Consider the following 16,000-nt stretch of genomic DNA (forward strand, 5'->3'; position numbering starts at 1 on the left):
TGTGCTCACTGACGGCGACTGTGCCGACTTCAACGTTGGTCCGCCGAATCCGATTGATCGATGGCGTGCGGTGGGGAAAGTACGGGGCAAATCCGGGTCAGCCCGGCACGGCAAATCCGTGGAAGACCTATTCTCGGGAGAGGTCCAGCAGAGAGGCCGCATGCCGTGACCGGACGGAACGAGCTGCTCATCGAGGCTCGACTGCGCATGGAATCGCCCGGTGCGCCGGGGCATTCGATGACCCGACAGGAGTTGGCGAACGCCGTCAACGATCACGTCTTCCGGGCCACCAGCAAGCGCGGGGCCGTCGACGAGCGACACGTCGGCAAGTGGGAGCGAGGCGAAACGACATGGCCCAGAAAGCATTACCGGTCCGCGTTGCGGGCCGTCCTGAACGTGGCGACCGATGCCGAACTCGGGTTCAGCGCTCCGCGCCGCGTGGCGGATGACGCGGGCGTGAACCGCAAGCAATTCCTGTCCAGCGCGCTCGTGGCGACCACGAACGCGGTGTTGTCGAATTCCGCGCCAACCGAATCCGAGCTCATCGACACCCTGGCCGGGCCGACCGCCAACTACCGGCGAATGGAATCCTCGGTGCCCTCGGATCGGCTGGCGCCCGCGGTGGACGCGCACCTGACGCTGGTGGCGGGTGTGGTGCGGGATCGATTGCGCACCTCCGGCGGATTCCGGGCACTGTCCGAGATCGCCGGACTCGCAGCATGGCTGGCGGCCGACCGCGGCGACGACGCGGCAGCGCGGCGGCGGTACGTGGAGGCCATCCGGCATGCCGAACGGACACATCATCCGCTGCTCGTCTCGTACATGACGGCGAGCCTCGGGCACTACGCGGTCGAAACGGGTGACGGCCGAGCGGGTTTGACCTTGTTGCGGACCGCGGCCGGGCAGTTGGGGTCCGATGCTCCCGACAGCGCCGGGGCGTGGATGTCGTCGCTGCTGGCCGTCGCCTACGCCGAGTCCGGTGATCGGGCGGGGGCGCTGGGCGCGTTGCGGCGGGCCGAGCGGCTGGTGGATCGGCAGCGCGGGGAACCGCGGTGGCCGTGGGTTTTCGTGTTCGACGGACCCAAGGCGGCTCGGTATCAGGCCAGTGCGCTGGCCCGGCTGGGCGATCACCGGGCGGCGCGGATCGCGTTCGAGACCGCGGACGCCGCGTTCACCGCGGAGAAGCCGCGGGCGCTGGCCAAGGTGGAACACGCGCGGGTGCTGGCCCGCGGCGGCGACATCGAGGCGGGCTGCGGGCTCGCGGCCCAGGCGCTGACCGTGGGGATCGCCTATCACAGCGAGCGAATCACCAGGCTGGCCAGAGCATTCCGCGCCGACCTGCCCGCGCGTACCGTCGAGGCCAGGGCGCTCGACGACGCCCTCGCGACTCTGTACGGACGTGACGATCGATGACGAGCGTCGCCATCACCGGGCACCGCGGCCTGCCCGCGGCCACGCTGGCGCTGGTGGATCGGGCGCTGCGGCTGGAGATCGCGGCGCGCGTCCGGCCGGGCGGGCCTGGGCTGACGGGTGTGAGTTGTCTCGCGGACGGCCCGGATTCGCTGTTCGCCCAGGCGATTCTGGATGTGGGCGGGCGGTTGATCGCCGTCGTTCCGGCCCGGCGTTATCGTGCGAGCCTGCCCGCGTTCCATCGGCCCGCGTACGACCGGCTACTCGCCGCGGCGGATCGGGTGATCGCCCTGGATCGGGAGGAGTCGAATTCGGCGGCGCATCAGGCCGGGAGTCTGCGCATGCTCGACGAGGCGGATGAACTGCTCGCGGCGTGGGACGGCTTGCCGGCGCGGGGTTTCGGTGGCACCGCCGATGTGGTGGCGACGGCTCGGGCCCGTGGGCTGCCGGTCACGGTGTTGTGGCCGCCCGGCGCCGAGCGTCCGTGAGCGCGACTTGACCTCAATAGCTGTTGAGGTACCAGGATGTCCCCGGGTCGCCTCACGACCCGCGCCCGCGGCCGCGGCGAGCCCGTACACCCCTCGTCGCGGCCGCGGGTTCTTCGGCGAGGCATGTCGCGGTGCCGCTCGGACGCTCCCCAGCCGGGGCGGCGTAGGGTCGGTGGCGATCGTTCAGCTATCCCGTAGCCGCACCGTGTGATTCGCCGGTGGGAGAGGACGTAGCAATGTCGACCGGGGAAACCGTGATCGTCGCCGTGGACGAATCGGCAGGCTCCGCCGTGGCCTGGGCCGCGCACACCGCCGCCCTGCACCACGCGCCGCTGCACCTGCTGCGGGTCCTGGAGATCACCCCCGATCAGGGTCTGGGCCTGGGGACCACGATCACCACCCAGGACTACGACCAGCTGGAGGAGCACGGCACCTGGCTGCTGCAGACCGCGGCCCAGGCGGCCTCCGAAGCCGCTCCCGGCCTCACCGTCACCACCGAACTGACCACCGGCGCGGTCGTTCCGACGCTGCTGGAGCGCACCCACGCGGCCCGCATGCTGGTCGGCGGCGCCCGCGGCGGCGGCACCCTGCGCCGCGCCTTGCTCGGCTCGGTCAGCTCGGTCCTGGCCCGCCGCGCCCACTGCCCGTTCGTGGTGGTCCGCGACGGCGTCCCGCTACCCCCCGATCTCCCGACCCGCCCCATCCTGGTCGGTGTGGACGGCACCCGGATCAGCGAGCCCGCCATCCGGGCCGCCCTCGAGGAGGCCTCCGTGCGCGGCGTGGCCGTCATCGCCCTGCACGCCGAAGGCGCCTCCGACGACCCCGAGATGGACGCTCTCGACGACTACGTCCTCGCCGAATCCCTCGCCGGCTGGCAGGAGCGCTACCCCTCCGTCCGCATCGACCGCGAAACCACCCACGACACCCCCGAACGCTCCCTCCTCGAGGTCTCCTCCGGCACCCAGCTCCTGGTGGTCGGCACCCGAGGCCGAGGTGGCTTCGCCTCCAAGGTCTTCGGCTCCACCAGCCAGTCCCTCCTGCTGTCCGTCCAAACCCCCATCATGATCGCTCCCACCCCCTAGCCCCGGCCTTTGTGAACCCTCCCGCGCCCGAATACCTGCTACCCGTACGAACGTACGGCTCGGTAGTCTGACCCAGACGCCCCCGTAGCCCAATTGGCAGAGGCAGCGGACTTAAAATCCGCACAGTGTCGGTTCGAACCCGACCGGGGGCACCAACCGACAACCAGGTCTGCGCAGGTCGCGAGTCTTCTACCGCGTCAACACCGTCGAGACCGATGGCGAACGCCGAGGCCGGATGGTGTCGGTTCGACAATTTGTACCGGGGCATAACCAGCGACCGTCGGCACGCACTGCACCTCGGCTCACCCACATCGACCGGACAGTCGGCGCTCCGCCCTATATGTCCCCGGAACAGTCTCTGGGGCAAGCGGTTATGGCGGCCTCCGATATCTACTCCCTAACCGGAGAACGCTCGCGGCGGTCAGGATTCTGCAGCCGGTTCAGCCATGATCCGCCCGAACGGGACGGAGCGATCTTCCCAGGTCGCCTGACGAATCGGCGGCATCGAGAACGGCCGGGTGAGCGGGTCGCGTGAGTCGACATGACGCTCGGAAGGTGGTTTCGCCTGCGCGCGGTCCGGTGCGCGAAAGATCCCGATGAATGGGATTTCCCGTATTTGATTCGGGTAGATAGCTGCTTCTGTGAGACGCGACACCCCAAATTCCGGTTCTTCGGCATACCTGAAGTGGCGTTCGCCACGATGAAAGGCATTCCCACCCATGCGAATCCGATCTCTTCGATTGTCCCTTGCGGTGATGGCGACCGCGGTCGCGGCCACAACCGCTACCACCGGCGTCGCGTCCGCCGATATCGGCTTCGGAAACTCCGGCAGCAGCTCCGGGAGCAGCGCCGGCGAAATGGTCGTCACCCTGGTGCGCCACGCCGAGTCCCTCGGTAACACCTCCGGCCTGATCGACACCAAAGTGCCCGGGCCCGACCTGACCGCGCGCGGCCGGACGCAGGCAGACAATCTGGCCACCCAGCTGGCCGACAAGAATTACGACTGCGCCTTCGCGTCCAACATGGTGCGTACCGAGCAGACCGCGGCACCGACCGTCGCGAAGCGCAACCTGAGCCTCAACGTTCAGCCCGGTTTCCGGGAGATCGAGGCAGGCGAGTACGAGGGCACCCCGGAGGCCCAGGCGATGTCCGGGTACCTGCAGGCGCCGATCAAGTGGCTCTCCGGCGACCTGAACGCGCGGATTCCGGGCTCCATCGACGGCAACGAGTTCGACGGCCGCGTCGATCAGGCACTGCTCGAGGTGCAGCGCCGCAACTGCGCCAACCCGGTGATCTTCTCGCACGGCGGCACCATCATGTTCTGGGCCATGATGAACGCGAGCAACGCCGACAAGAGCAAGCTCGGCACCGATCCGATGCGCAACGGCGGCCGCGTCGTCCTCAAGGGCAACCCGCAGAAGGGCTGGACGATTGTCGAGTGGGTCGGCCACCCGGACCTGGGCTGATTCACCCTTCCGCGCCCCGGATGTCACCGACACGATCGATGGCACCGGGGCGCAGTTGTCTCTCGACCCAGGGGCCCCACGGACCTGCTCACCTTCGAAGCCCGGTTCACCCAGCAGTCGGAATGATGAGCGCGTCAGCCGCCCGGCCGGAAGGCCCGGTGGTCAGTCGTGGCAACCCGGCGTGGTCGTGAGATGCCATGCGGCCGGAGAGATTTCGGTTGCGAGCTCGTGAGTCAGGGCGCCGGTCGCGACCAGGCGGTCGACGACGTGTTGCTGACGGATGGCTGCCAAGTCCGGGTTGGTCAGCGGGTCGTAGTTGCTGGGAGCCTGGGGCAGCCCAGCCAACAGCGTTGCCTGGGACCAGCTCAACTGGGCCGGCGGAACCCCGAAGTAACCGCAGGAAGCGTCCTGCAAACCGTAGAAGCCGTGACCGAAATAGGTGACGTCGACATACATCCGGAGGATCTGGGACTTGGAGTAGGTGGTGTCGAGCTTGACGCCGAGCAGCAGCTGTTCGGGGGCGCCCACCAGAGGATGGTCACCATGGAAATACAGCATCTTGATCAGTTGCTTGTCCAGCGTCGACCCGCCGCTCTCCCGGGAACCGAGTAGACCGAGGCCGCCGCGCACCATACCGAGGATGTCGATGCCGTGATGCCCATGGAAACGACTGTCCTCGGTGGCCAGCAGCGCTGTCGCGAACCGCGCCGGCACCGAATCGGACAGCAGCGCCGAATGCCGATCCGCTGCCAGATCCCGGACCCGCTGATCGGCGTCGGCAACCGACGGGGTGAGCGCCCACCCGGCAGCCACCACGACCCCGAGCACCAAGAACACGACCAAGAGCACTTTCCCCAGCCGACGCAGCCGGTGACGGCGCCGAGGCTTACTGGATTCCATAACCAGTGACCCTAAGCATCGCGGGTGGAGTTGCTTTGCGCCGAATGTGAAGATTCTGCGCGGATGGCATCGGCCTCCTGGCCGCTCATGTCATCTTCTCGCTACGGACCGCTTCCGCCGACGCCCTCCCGGGCACAACAGTTTTCGATGAAGCGTGGCGTCGGTGAGGGCCTCAGTAGGTTGCGAGTCCTCCGCCCTTGGCGTTCAGCATGGTTTCGTGAGTCAGCCGCTCGCTGGGACGGAGGAGCAGGGGCATGTCGCCGGCGTGCCACACCACGGACTGCACCACCTGCCGGTCTTTGAGGAAGACGTAATACCCGAAAGGCGCCGGATATTCGGCATCGATACGGGGTGGTAGCCCCTTCCAACAGGTGCCCGCTGGGGTTTGCGCGGTCTTGTTCATCCAGTCATCGTTGTAGGCTTCGGCGGCCTCGATCATCGTGTCCCAGTCGTCGGACCAACCTGCCGCGTGAGCGACCTCGCCGAGGCTGATGGCTTGATGTCCTCGCCCGGCGGTTTCGAGTTCCGCCGTCAGCGCCTTGCTCGAGCCGAGCGGCTGCGGCTCCCGGTCGAGGCGGATTTCGGATTGACAGGTTTTCGCAGCGGGCTTTGCCGGTTTGGCAGCACATCCAGCCAGCAGCGGAACCATCAGGATGCCGACAACGATCGTGGCTGGTTTCACTTACCTCGCACTCACTTTCCCTTGCCCGGAAGTGGGATATCCACTTGCTCGGGACTCCTCGTATCCGTCCAGGGAACGGTATTGCTGAAGGCGATCTGGGCGGGAGCCTGGTCCCCATTGGGACTGTGGATGACGACGGTGTCGCCCTTGTCGACCGCGGCGATGACCGCCGTCTTCAGGTCGTCCTTCGATGCGTTCATGTTCGCCAGACCGATCTGGCGGCCCACATCATTGTTCTTGAGATCCATCGCCTCTCGCTGCGGACCGTTTCCGCCGACGCCCTCATGGGCGGTGGCGTACTGCTTCGCCCAGTCGGCGCCGAACTCCTGGGTCATGCGCGCGTTCCAATAGGCATGCCGGGCCGCGTCCCCGTGACCGTCATCCTTCGATTTCGGATTCACTTCGGTGTACTTGTTGTTCTTCCCGAACTCTTCCGCTTCGTCCTTGATGTCGTTGAACTTCATGTAGTTCAACGGATTGCCCCCATACAGCGGGTTGCAGAGCTCATCCATGGCGGCCTTTTCCTCGACCGTCATCTCTACCGGTTGCATGTCGGGCTTGGACATTCTGATCAGGTTCAGCAGGGTCGAGTCGGGCCAGACAACGATCTCGGACTTCGTCGTGTCCACCTGATACTTCAGGAGAATATCCCTGAGCGCGGCGTCCTCCGGAATACCGGCCAGCACCAGCTTGACATCATCGGACACGTGCTCGAGTTGCGTGGCCAGGTCGCGCGCGCCGATCTTGTCGGTTGCCTGCACATCCCAGAACGCCTGCTTGAGACTCGCACCCAAGGTGAGGCATTCGGCGGTCTTCCAGGCGACGGAAGCCGGGTTGCCCCAATGCTTTTTGATGGTCTCCCAGTTCGAGTCGTATGACTTCACGTCACCGGTCTCGTCGTCGTAGAAGAGGTTGTACTCCGAGTCTTCGACGTCGTCGACAGCCGACTGCAAACTCTTGATATCCGATTGCAGTGCGGCGGCCGTGGTGTCGATCTGCTTGTGGATGGCATCGAGGACGTCACCGGTGGTGACCGCCTCGTTCTTCAACTTGGTCGACATGGTGCGGGCGGCACTACCGGCGGCCTCGCCGAAGTAGGAGTCGGAACCCTGAATCGCCTTGTCGGCATTGAGGGATTCGGCCTCGACGGTGATACCGGCGTTCATCGCATCCGCGCCGGCGAAGCGTGCCGAATCGAGCTTCCACCCGAGCACCGTGGAGATGGTGATCTTCTCACCGCTCACTTGATCCCCTTGAATCCGGCCACATTCGCTTCTTCCATCCCATCGACCGTGCCGGCCGCGTTGTCGGTCAGAGTCGCGAACTGGTCGAGCCTGCCTTGATGGAGCGCCACCACCCGATCCATCGCCTTCAGTACCAACCCGACGTTGTTCGCGAAGGCGGAGAACGGCATCGCGCCGGGAGCAGCGTCACGGTTGTGCTCGCCGATCGGGCTCAGTTTGCCGATCGCACCGGCATGGGTGCGGGTATCGGTGGCGAGCGCGCGCAACTTCTCGGGATCGAAGGCAACCATGTCTACAGTCCCACCAACAGCTTTCGCTTCATGAATCCCCCAGCACTGGCAATAGCATCGCTAACAGTAGCGGTCGGTATGTACTGCGAACAATCGGACGCTTGGTGTCGGTACAGTGTCGAGCAGTCGGGGGGAGACATCCCGGCATGGACGATCCGGATGAAAGGGTGCGAAGCACGTGGACCAGCGTCGCGCGCGGGCCGAGAAGATCGATGAGGCCATCGGCGTGGTCCGAGCCCAGGCTCGCGCCGCGGACCGCAGCATGGCGATCGAGGTGGACGCCTACGGGCGGATCACCCAGATCAGGCTGGCGCCGCACGCCGCCGCCGAGGGGACCCAGCAGCTCGAGCGGACCATCATCGAGCAGTACCGGGCCGCGCGCGCCGATGCGGAAACGCAGGCACACAAGGTGTACGAACAGTTCCTTCGAAACGAGAAGAAGGACGCCGCACCGGCAATGCCGCCGCAACCCGAGTGGGCCGATCCAGACGATGTGCAGCCGGTCAGGCTCTGGACCGACACGCGGTAGTGAACCGAGCCTCGGAACCGACCTGTTACCGGAATCAGCCCAGGCCATATCCGGTGCGGGCGTAGTATCTCTGCCGGGCTGGTAGCCCACGTCTTCGCATGCTGTCCGAAGTAGGCCTGACCGCTGAACCGAGAGCTTTCCCATCGAAATGATCTGACGGCACCTGCCATGGGAGAGGCGACCATGCTGCTCGATCACACGAAACAACACATCACGGTGGTGTCGCGGGCGTCCGGGCATCTGGATCTGTTCGCGATCGGGAACGACGACCGACCCGTCACGACCTTCTGGAGCGCCACCGACGGCTGGCGCGGCGAGTGGATGACCCTGCCCGGCAACACCCTCATCGACCACCGAACCCAACAGATCACCGCGATCGCGCGCCAGCCCGGAGTCCTCGATCTGTTCGCGATCGACAATCAGGGGCGGCCGATCACCACGTTCTGGAGTGCCGCGAGTGGATCAGCGGACAACCCGACCGGCTGGCGGGGTGACTGGATGGCGCTGCCCGGCAACACCTTTCTGGATCACACGACGCAGCGCATCACCGCGGTGGCGCGGAAACCCGGAAACCTCGACCTGTTCGCCATCGGCAACGACGACCGACCCATCACCACCTTCTGGACCGCCACCGACGGCTGGCGCGGCGACTGGATGACCCTGCCCGGCAACACCCTCATCGACCATCGGACACAACAGATCACCGCGGTGGCGCGGAAACCCGGAAACCTCGACCTGTTCGCCATCGGCAACGACGACCGACCCATCACCACCTTCTGGACCGCCACCGACGGCTGGCGCGGCGACTGGATGACCCTGCCCGGGAGCCCCTTCATCGACCGCCGGACACAGCGGATCAGCGCGGTGGCCCGCAAGCCCGGAAACCTGGACCTGTTCGTCATCAACAACAACGACAGGGTCATCAGCACGTTCTGGAACGCCACCGACGGCTGGCGGGCGGACTGGGTGACGTTGCCCAGCACCCTCGGCGGTGATACGACGCTGGTCCTCGACCACACCGTCCAGCAACTGACGGTGCTCGTGTCCAAGCCTTCCGGGATCATGTTCATCACGGCTGTCGCGCCCGACGGGCGGCAACTCGGCAACGGCTGGAGTCCCCGCGGTGGCTGGGGCCCATGCTGGGGCGCGGTGCCCGGGACCGTGCGGCTCGATCACCGAACGCAACAGCTCGCCGCGGTCAGCCGCAAACCGTTCCTCCTCGACTTCTTCGCCGTCGGCGACGATGACAAGCCGATCTCCATAGCCTTCAGCGGTGCGGGCGAAACCGGCTGGAGCAGTGACTGGTTCGCATTGCCCTCCCATTGACCACCACACCGGCAGGCAGGTACCGACCATGTCCGAGTGGAACGCGATCGACAAGAATCCGGCGACCCGCGCGATCGCCGTCGGGAGCAGGCTGTACCAATTGCATGACACCGGAGCGGTCTTCCGCTTCACCGGTCCCGCGATGACCGGTTGGGAACAGCTGGACAGGAATCCCCTCACCGCGGCCATCGCCGCGAATGACACCGACCTGTACCAAATGCACGAGACGGGTGCGCTTTTCGTGCTCGGGCCTGATGCCCCGCCTTTCACGGGTTGGCAGGCGATCGACGCCAACCCGATGACGGCCGGGATCGCCGCCTCCGCCGACCGGCTGTATCAGCGACATCAGACCGGCGCGATCTTCCGCTACACGGGAACGCCGTTCAGCGGCTGGGAATTACTCGACCGCAACCCCGCCACCGTCGCCATCGCGGCTGGTGGCCACGACCTCTACCAACTGCACGAAACGGGTGCGATCTTCCGCTACACCGGAACCCCGCTCACCGGCTGGGAACAACTCGACCGCAACCCCGCCACCGTCGCCATCGCCGCCGGCGCCAACAAGCTCTTCCAACTGCACGAAACGGGTGCGATCTTCCGCTACACCGGAACCCCGCTCACCGGCTGGGAACAACTCGACCGCAACCCCGCCACGGTCGCCATCGCCGCCACCGGCGGCGAGCTGTACCAGTTGCACGAGACAGGAGCGACTTTCCGTTACACCGGAACTCCTTTCACCGGCTGGTCCACGATGGGCCAGACCCCCACCCCGGCATCCGACACCTGGTGCACCGCGATCGCCGCAAGCCATCCTCCCGACTTGTTCGTCGACATCGTGTTCCAGCTCGCCGGATTCGGCCCGATCCTCGAATTCCGCGAGTGACACGGACCGACCAGGACGACCCGCGGCCGTTCGCGCTCAGGAGCAATACGCACTGATGAATACGAGCGGTCCGTAGAACCCTTGTGGGTGTTAAGGATTCGGTAAGCCGGGGCGGCGAGAGTTCCTCGCATGAATGGGAAGCGTGGGGCCGTGCTGGAAGCGGCCGGGGGCGTTGCGGGTGGAATTGCCGGGGCGGTAATGGGTTTCCTCTACCCGTGCGCGATCATCGTGCTTCAGCGCAGTGTGGGAATCACCGACCCGCACCGGCCCGCCACCGTCACGCAGGACGGGCCTGTCGAGTACGGCGTGGGCTCGGTCGGCTATTGGGCCAGCTGGATCGCGACGTTCGCCGCGATCATCGCGATCGGGGTGATGGGGTCGCGGTATCGGCACACACGGGCTGCCGCCGTGCCCGCGACCATGGCGTTCGCGATCGTCAGCCTTCCTCTGGCCCTGCTGTTCATCGCGTTCGACTTCGGGGGTGCGCCGCATCCGAGCTGATCGGGCGGGGTCGGGGGTCAGGCGGTTTGCTGGGCTTGCTGTTTGATCACGAGGGCGACGTGGAGGCGGGACGGGCAGTCGAGTTTGGTCATGACCTGGCGAAGGTGGTTGACGACGGTCCATTCGGCGATGCCGAGGCGGCTGGCGATCATGCGGTTGGTCATGCCCTCGGTGACGAGGCGGGCGATTTCCAGTTGGCGTTTCGTCAGGCGGGAGACGGGGGAATCGGGGAGTTCGGTGGGGAGGGGCGGGGTGGAGAGGGCGTAGGCGACGGCCTCGTCGATGTCGAGGACGGAGCCGACGGTGGAGATGGCGGGGTCATGGCTGTCGAGGGTGCAATCGGGGATGTCCACGTGGTCGGTGAGTTGCGGTAGGGCGTAGGCGTCGCGGATCCAGCGGGCCGCGGCGGACAGCCGGGGTACGTGGTCGGAATAGTGTTCGCCCGCTGCGTGATAGGCGCGAGCACAGCCCTCGAGGGCGACGACCATCTCGACGGGATTGCGGGCCGGGTCGGGGGTGCGCAGGGCGAGGCGGAAGACCTCGTGCGCGTGCTGGGGGGCGCCGGCGCGCAGGAGGGTGCGGCCGAGGACGGCGAGGAGGCCGAGGCGGTCGCGGCGGTGCGGCAGGGCGGCGATGCGGTCGCGCAGGGCCTGCCAGTCGCCTTCGCCATCGTGGGGACGGTCGACATGGACCAGCGCTTCGACCAGTGCGCCGACCTCGCGTTCGCGGGGTGTACGGGCGGTGGCGGGTGGGGCGCTGACGATCAGGGTTCGGGCCCGCTGCGTATCCCCCATCTCGTAGCAGGCCACGGCTAGTCGCCAGACTGCCGAACCGGTCGGCTCCACGGCCGAGGTCAGCAGGCCGACCGCGTCCGCGAAGCGGCCGGAGCGTAAGGCCCAGTGGCCCAGTAGTTCCCGGCCCAGCGCGGCCGCCGTCGGATCCGCGGTCTTCGACAGCCGGATGAGCGTCGCCTCCGCCCAGGTGAACGCGCGCCGCTCGATCCAGACGTCCTCGAGTTCGCGCAGCATGCGCACCGCGCGGGCCGCCTCGCCCTGGATCGTGAAATAGTCGATGGTCGCGACCAGATCGCCGTGCCAGCGTTCGGCGAGCTGGACCGCGGCGGGGCGACGGGCCGGGTCGTCGAGCATGCGCGCGATACGGGCGGCGAGCTGACTCATCCCCGCCGCGCGCATGGCTCGAATCCGCAGTGCGCGTTCGGGGTCCGCGAAGAGCAGCTGCCGCAGACAGGTGCGCGTGAACCCGGACATGACGTAGGTGTAGTGCCCGTTGTCGGCGACCGCGTGGTCGAGCAGGCTGCGGTTGACCAGGTCCGCGAGCCGATCCACGATGGCGTCGCGCTGCTGACCGCACAGCAGCAACAGCACTTCCTCCAGATCGGTGAGCACGTCGGAGGTGGCGATCTGCAGCAGCAGGTCGGTGGACAGCGGGTCCAGATCGCTTGTCCCCCACTCCAGGCAATCGCGGATGGTGCGATGCCGGGCAGGCGTGTCGACGAACGGCGACGGCGGCAGCGGCTGGCCGGATTCGATGCGCCGCAGCGTCCGCTCGGCCCCGAACCGCGCGATGGCGGCCGCGGCCAGTTCCAGGGCGAGCGGCACGCCGCCGAGCGCCGCCGCGATCTCCTCCACGATCGCGAGGTCCACGGATGTCGCTCCCCGGAAACGGGTTTCGACGCTGTCGAGCAGCAATCGCGCGGCTGGGCTCGGCGTCTCGATGTCCGGGGTGCTCGCCGTGGGCAGCGGATGCACCTGGAACAGGCATTCCTGGTAGAGCCCGAAGGCCCGGCGGCTGGTGGTGACGACGGTCAGGCCGGGACAGCGGTTCAACAGCGCCGGAAGCTCGTCCGCGAGCGCGCGAACGTGGCGATCACAATTGTCCAGGAACAGAATCGAAGGCGCGGCTCCGGATTCGGCCTCGATCGCGGACCACACCCCGCGCGTATCCGCCGGCTCGGCCAGATCCACCGCGACCACCCGCGACGTTCCGTCCTGTACGGCTTCGGCGGCCAGTCGGCTCTTACCCACCCCCGCGATCCCGGTCACCGTCAGTACCCGGACCCGAGGGTCCGCGATGAGCCGCCGAACCTCGTCGACCTGGCCTTTCCGCTCGAGTAGCGCGGGAATTCTGTAGCTGTCAGGCATCGCGAAGGCATCCCATCCGATCGAAATCCGGCAGTCGTCCCCCAAAGCCGCAGTCTAGGACCGGTTCCCGAGGTCCGCGCCTCGACAGTGCCCCCGATTTCACCGGCACGGAGCTGGCAGAAACTTGCCGGTGTCCCCGGGCACCGCGGGTGGGATAGGTTGTCCGGTTCGGCGCCGGATCAGTTCCCGGGCGCCGGTTCCGGGGTCGGGGACGCGTATCCGGGGTGCACGCCCGGGGTCAGGTCGCGAGCCGCGACCAGACGATCCAAGAGATCGGCGAGCTGCCGATATTCGTCGTCCGACAGTGCCGCGGTCTGTTCGCGTTCGTGCGCGAAGGCGATCGCGCCGAGCTGGGCGAGGAGTTCTCCCGCCGCCGGTGTGAGATGCAGTTCGTGGTTGCGGCGGTCGGCGGGGCTGCGGCGGCGTTCGATGAGGCCCTTGGTGTCGAGGGGGTCGATGAGGGCGACCACCCGGCTGGGGACGACACCGAGTTCGGCGGCGAGTGAGCGCTGACTGCGGCCCGGCTCCGCGACGATCATCCGCAGGATGCCGACTTCCGGTGGGGTGAGTCCGATTTCGGCGATTCGCTCCGAGAACCGTTGCGTGGCCTGCGCGCCCAGCTGAGCGAGTTGGAAGGCGACCGCGCGCATCGGGCGGGTCGGCTGCGCTCGCCCGGATTCCTCTTGCTTCGCTTCGGCCACGGCGTTATCGTACACGGCAGGCAATCGTTCACAGCAGAGAACGATTCATGCAAGAGAACGGAACCCTCCGTCATGTCTGCCGAATCCCCCGCCATCCCCAAGCCCGCGGCACTCGAGCCACCCCTGGGCAGTCTCGGCGTCGCCGTCGCCGGACTGTTCGTGGCCGGACTCGCCATCAGCACCATCCGCGCAGGTGGCAGCCCATTCCCATCACCCTTCGGGGAGGCCGGGGACGCGCTCGCCTACTTCCGCGACCACCCCTCGGCCGTGCGGACCGGTGCGGTGTTGCAGTACGCGAGCGCCATCCCATTGACCCTCTACACGGCGGCGGCCGCGGCCCGGCTGCGGCGGGTCGCCGACGGCTTCGGGCCCGCGCTCGCCGCGATCGGCGGCGCGCTCGCTGTCGTGTTCCTGATCTGCTCCGGACTCGTCAGCTGGGCGCTCACCGTGCCCGAGGTGGTGAACGATCCGGCTCTGGTCCGCGGGTTGCACACGCTCGCGTTCCTGTGCGGCGGCCCGGCCAACGTGATGGCCACCGGCCTGCTCATCGCGGGAATCGCAATGAGCGCCATGCCGCGACAGCTGCTCGCCCCCTGGCTGATCAGCGCCGGCCTGGTGATCGCCGTCATCGCCCTGTGCACCACCGCGGCGCTGGCCCTCACCGCGGCGGCCTTCCTGCTGCCGATCGCGCGCTTCACCGGCATGGCCTGGTTGATCGCCGCCGGATTCCTTATTCCCCGTTCGTAATTCACAGTTCCAGGAGAACCCCGGATGACCACCCCGATGATCACCAAACTGGTGCGGTTCCAGCGGCCCGAGCTGTCGCTCCCCTATCTGAACGGCATCGACGACGCCCACGTGGCCGCGCTGTTCGGCCTCGAATCCGACGGATATCGGTCGCTGCGCGAGGAATTCACGACGCGGGCGCGAGCCGCGGCGGCGGATCTGCTGACCGAGGACGCGGTCGCCGAACAGGTCGACCGGCTCCCGTTCACACCCGGCGCCCGTGTGGTAGCGCTCGGTGAGAGCAGCACCGCGGATCGACTGTCCTGGTTCGAGATCCTGCGCCACCTGCTCGAACTACGACGGCCGGGAGACGCGATCACCCTGCTCAATCTGGCGGTCACCGGCGCCACCACCACGAACACCCTGAAAAGCATTGCGGCGCTGGGGTTTCAACGCCCCGACTGGGTCCTGTGCCAGCTCGGCGCGAACGACGCGCAGCGCCTCGGCCCCGACGGGCCGCGTGTGGTCAGCGCCGAGGAGACGGCGCGCAATCTGGGCGTCCTGCACGACGAAGGGGTACGGCTCAGCGGCGCACGCTGGGTCTGGCTCACCCCGACCGATGCCGACGAGTCGCTGATCGCGTCCTTCCCGCCGTTCCGGCAGGCCGGAATCAGCTGGCGCGCGGCCGATCACGAGGACACCGCGCGGTCGCTGCGCGAGCGGCCGGAACCGGTGATCGATACGCTCACCGTCACCCGCCCCGACTCGGGTCATCGGCTCTACGAGCCGGACGGCGTGCACCTCACCCCCGTGGGTCAGGTCGCCGTCGCCCGGGCCGTGGTGTCGGCGCTCGCGGCGATGGCGTGAGGGCATCCCATGCGAATGACCATGATCGCCCTCGCTCCCCTGCTGGCCGCGGGCGTGTGCGCGACCCAGCCGACCGCTTCCGCCGCATCCGATGACGCGGTGGCGGTCACCGCCGCCCAGGTCGGCGATGCCGCGGTCATCACCGTGGAGGACGGCGTCCTCGCCCTGCGGGACGGGGTGCTCACCATCGCCGCGCCCGGCGGCGCCGTGCTCGCCGGAGCCGAAATGTCCTTCCGGGTGGACGATTTCGTCTTCCCGATCGCGGCCTCCCTCACCGACCGGACCGCGACGCTGGTCCCCGACCTCGATCCCGCCCACGCCGTCTACGCTCTGGTCGCGCTGCCGTTCGAGGACTCCGCCGGATTCCAGACGCCCTATCAACGCGAGCAGGCCGCCTGGAATCGCATGAACAGCACCATCGGCATGGGCGCGGTCCTGGGCACCCTGGTCGGCGGTGTCGGCGGGGCGGCGGTCGGTTGCGTGCTGGGCGCGGCGGTGGGCGCCACGGTCGCCGCGGCCACCATTGTCGGACTCTTCGGCCCGTTCCTGCCCGGCGCGGTGGTCGGATGCCTGGGCGGTGTGGTCGCGATCGGGACGCTGGGCACCATCGCCGGCCAAATGCTGGTGACCGCGCCCGTGGCGGTCCTGGCGGCGGTCCAGTACTTCACCACCATCACCGCTCCGCTCTGACGACCGGCGCCGGGTGTGCGGTGTACCTCACAATGTCCGCCCAGCTGAGAGTG

At 67.6% G+C, this 16,000-nt stretch carries 18 protein-coding genes and 1 tRNA gene; 12 read left to right on the top strand and 7 right to left on the bottom strand.

The features are described 5' to 3' along the window. The first annotated feature begins 165 nt into the window (after positions 1-165). From ACQPYY_RS29235 to ACQPYY_RS29250, 4 genes are all read left to right on the top strand, one after another. The gene (locus ACQPYY_RS29235; RefSeq protein ID WP_433591755.1) at positions 166-1,413 is read left to right on the top strand and encodes a hypothetical protein; all 1,248 of its coding nucleotides are present in this window, start codon (positions 166-168) and stop codon (positions 1,411-1,413) included. Then, a complete protein-coding gene (locus tag ACQPYY_RS29240) occupies positions 1,410-1,898 on the top strand; it encodes a hypothetical protein (RefSeq protein WP_433591756.1) in 489 nt (162 codons plus the stop codon). Before ACQPYY_RS29235 ends, ACQPYY_RS29240 begins: the two co-directional genes overlap by 4 nt. A gap of 236 nt (positions 1,899-2,134) precedes the next feature. After that, on the top strand, positions 2,135-2,980 hold the full coding sequence (locus tag ACQPYY_RS29245; protein WP_433591757.1) for a universal stress protein: 846 nt from the start codon (positions 2,135-2,137) through the stop codon (positions 2,978-2,980). 78 nt (positions 2,981-3,058) lie between these two features. After that, positions 3,059-3,135: transfer RNA gene (locus ACQPYY_RS29250), tRNA-Leu, on the top strand. A 266-nt stretch (positions 3,136-3,401) separates the two neighbouring features. Here the strand turns inward: ACQPYY_RS29250 and ACQPYY_RS29255 are convergent. Then, complete coding sequence (locus ACQPYY_RS29255; RefSeq protein ID WP_433591758.1) at positions 3,402-3,848, bottom strand: hypothetical protein; 447 nt, start codon at positions 3,846-3,848, stop codon at positions 3,402-3,404. Here ACQPYY_RS29255 and ACQPYY_RS29260 point away from each other — a divergent pair. After that, positions 3,838-4,446, top strand: coding sequence for a histidine phosphatase family protein (locus tag ACQPYY_RS29260; protein ID WP_433591759.1), 609 nt, complete (start codon positions 3,838-3,840; stop codon positions 4,444-4,446). The genes ACQPYY_RS29255 and ACQPYY_RS29260 overlap by 11 nt on opposite strands. Positions 4,447-4,608: 162 nt before the next feature. Here the strand turns inward: ACQPYY_RS29260 and ACQPYY_RS29265 are convergent, their stop codons facing one another. The 4 genes from ACQPYY_RS29265 to ACQPYY_RS29280 form a co-directional block, all read right to left on the bottom strand. Next, positions 4,609-5,346 carry a biosynthetic peptidoglycan transglycosylase gene (locus ACQPYY_RS29265; protein WP_433591760.1) on the bottom strand — a complete coding sequence of 246 codons (738 nt, stop codon included), beginning with the start codon at positions 5,344-5,346 and terminating at the stop codon, positions 4,609-4,611. 172 nt (positions 5,347-5,518) lie between these two features. Further along, positions 5,519-6,028 carry a hypothetical protein gene (locus ACQPYY_RS29270; protein ID WP_433591761.1) on the bottom strand — a complete coding sequence of 170 codons (510 nt, stop codon included), beginning with the start codon at positions 6,026-6,028 and terminating at the stop codon, positions 5,519-5,521. A gap of 11 nt (positions 6,029-6,039) precedes the next feature. Next, positions 6,040-7,272: a DUF6973 domain-containing protein gene (locus ACQPYY_RS29275; RefSeq protein WP_379093173.1), complete on the bottom strand. Its 1,233-nt coding sequence runs from the start codon at positions 7,270-7,272 to the stop codon at positions 6,040-6,042. After that, on the bottom strand, positions 7,269-7,562 hold the full coding sequence (locus ACQPYY_RS29280; RefSeq protein WP_433591762.1) for a hypothetical protein: 294 nt from the start codon (positions 7,560-7,562) through the stop codon (positions 7,269-7,271). The genes ACQPYY_RS29275 and ACQPYY_RS29280 overlap by 4 nt, the downstream gene beginning before the upstream one ends. A gap of 178 nt (positions 7,563-7,740) precedes the next feature. Between ACQPYY_RS29280 and ACQPYY_RS29285 the strand changes: the two genes are divergently transcribed. The 4 genes from ACQPYY_RS29285 to ACQPYY_RS29300 all read left to right on the top strand — a co-directional run bounded on the left by ACQPYY_RS29285 (position 7,741) and on the right by ACQPYY_RS29300 (position 10,801). Then, a complete protein-coding gene (locus tag ACQPYY_RS29285) occupies positions 7,741-8,091 on the top strand; it encodes a YbaB/EbfC family nucleoid-associated protein (protein ID WP_433591763.1) in 351 nt (116 codons plus the stop codon). 183 nt (positions 8,092-8,274) lie between these two features. Further along, positions 8,275-9,417, top strand: a complete 1,143-nt coding sequence (locus ACQPYY_RS29290) for a hypothetical protein (RefSeq protein WP_433591764.1) — start codon at positions 8,275-8,277, stop codon at positions 9,415-9,417. Between the two features lie 28 nt (positions 9,418-9,445). Beyond that, a complete protein-coding gene (locus ACQPYY_RS29295; protein WP_433591765.1) occupies positions 9,446-10,300 on the top strand; it encodes a hypothetical protein in 855 nt (284 codons plus the stop codon). Positions 10,301-10,450: 150 nt separating this feature from the next. Further along, entirely contained in the window at positions 10,451-10,801 is a 351-nt protein-coding gene (locus tag ACQPYY_RS29300; protein WP_433591766.1) for a hypothetical protein, read from the top strand. A gap of 17 nt (positions 10,802-10,818) precedes the next feature. On the opposite strand, the gene ACQPYY_RS29305 is transcribed toward ACQPYY_RS29300, so the two are convergent. Next, positions 10,819-12,963, bottom strand: coding sequence for a LuxR C-terminal-related transcriptional regulator (locus ACQPYY_RS29305; protein ID WP_433591767.1), 2,145 nt, complete (start codon positions 12,961-12,963; stop codon positions 10,819-10,821). A 179-nt stretch (positions 12,964-13,142) separates the two neighbouring features. After that, entirely contained in the window at positions 13,143-13,664 is a 522-nt protein-coding gene (locus ACQPYY_RS29310) for a MarR family winged helix-turn-helix transcriptional regulator (protein ID WP_433591768.1), read from the bottom strand. A gap of 72 nt (positions 13,665-13,736) precedes the next feature. Here ACQPYY_RS29310 and ACQPYY_RS29315 point away from each other — a divergent pair, with 72 nt between their 5' ends. Genes ACQPYY_RS29315 through ACQPYY_RS29325 form a run of 3 tightly spaced genes read left to right on the top strand, consistent with a single transcriptional unit; the run spans position 13,737 to position 15,947 of the window. Next, positions 13,737-14,411: a hypothetical protein gene (locus ACQPYY_RS29315; RefSeq protein WP_433591769.1), complete on the top strand. Its 675-nt coding sequence runs from the start codon at positions 13,737-13,739 to the stop codon at positions 14,409-14,411. Positions 14,412-14,435: 24 nt separating this feature from the next. Continuing rightward, the gene (locus tag ACQPYY_RS29320) at positions 14,436-15,257 is read left to right on the top strand and encodes an SGNH/GDSL hydrolase family protein (protein WP_433591770.1); all 822 of its coding nucleotides are present in this window, start codon (positions 14,436-14,438) and stop codon (positions 15,255-15,257) included. Between the two features lie 9 nt (positions 15,258-15,266). Next, on the top strand, positions 15,267-15,947 hold the full coding sequence (locus tag ACQPYY_RS29325) for a hypothetical protein (protein WP_433591771.1): 681 nt from the start codon (positions 15,267-15,269) through the stop codon (positions 15,945-15,947). Positions 15,948-16,000 lie beyond the last annotated feature (53 nt).

The sequence above is a fragment of the Nocardia sp. CA-145437 genome (assembly GCF_050956485.1).
Taxonomy (GTDB): domain Bacteria; phylum Actinomycetota; class Actinomycetes; order Mycobacteriales; family Mycobacteriaceae; genus Nocardia.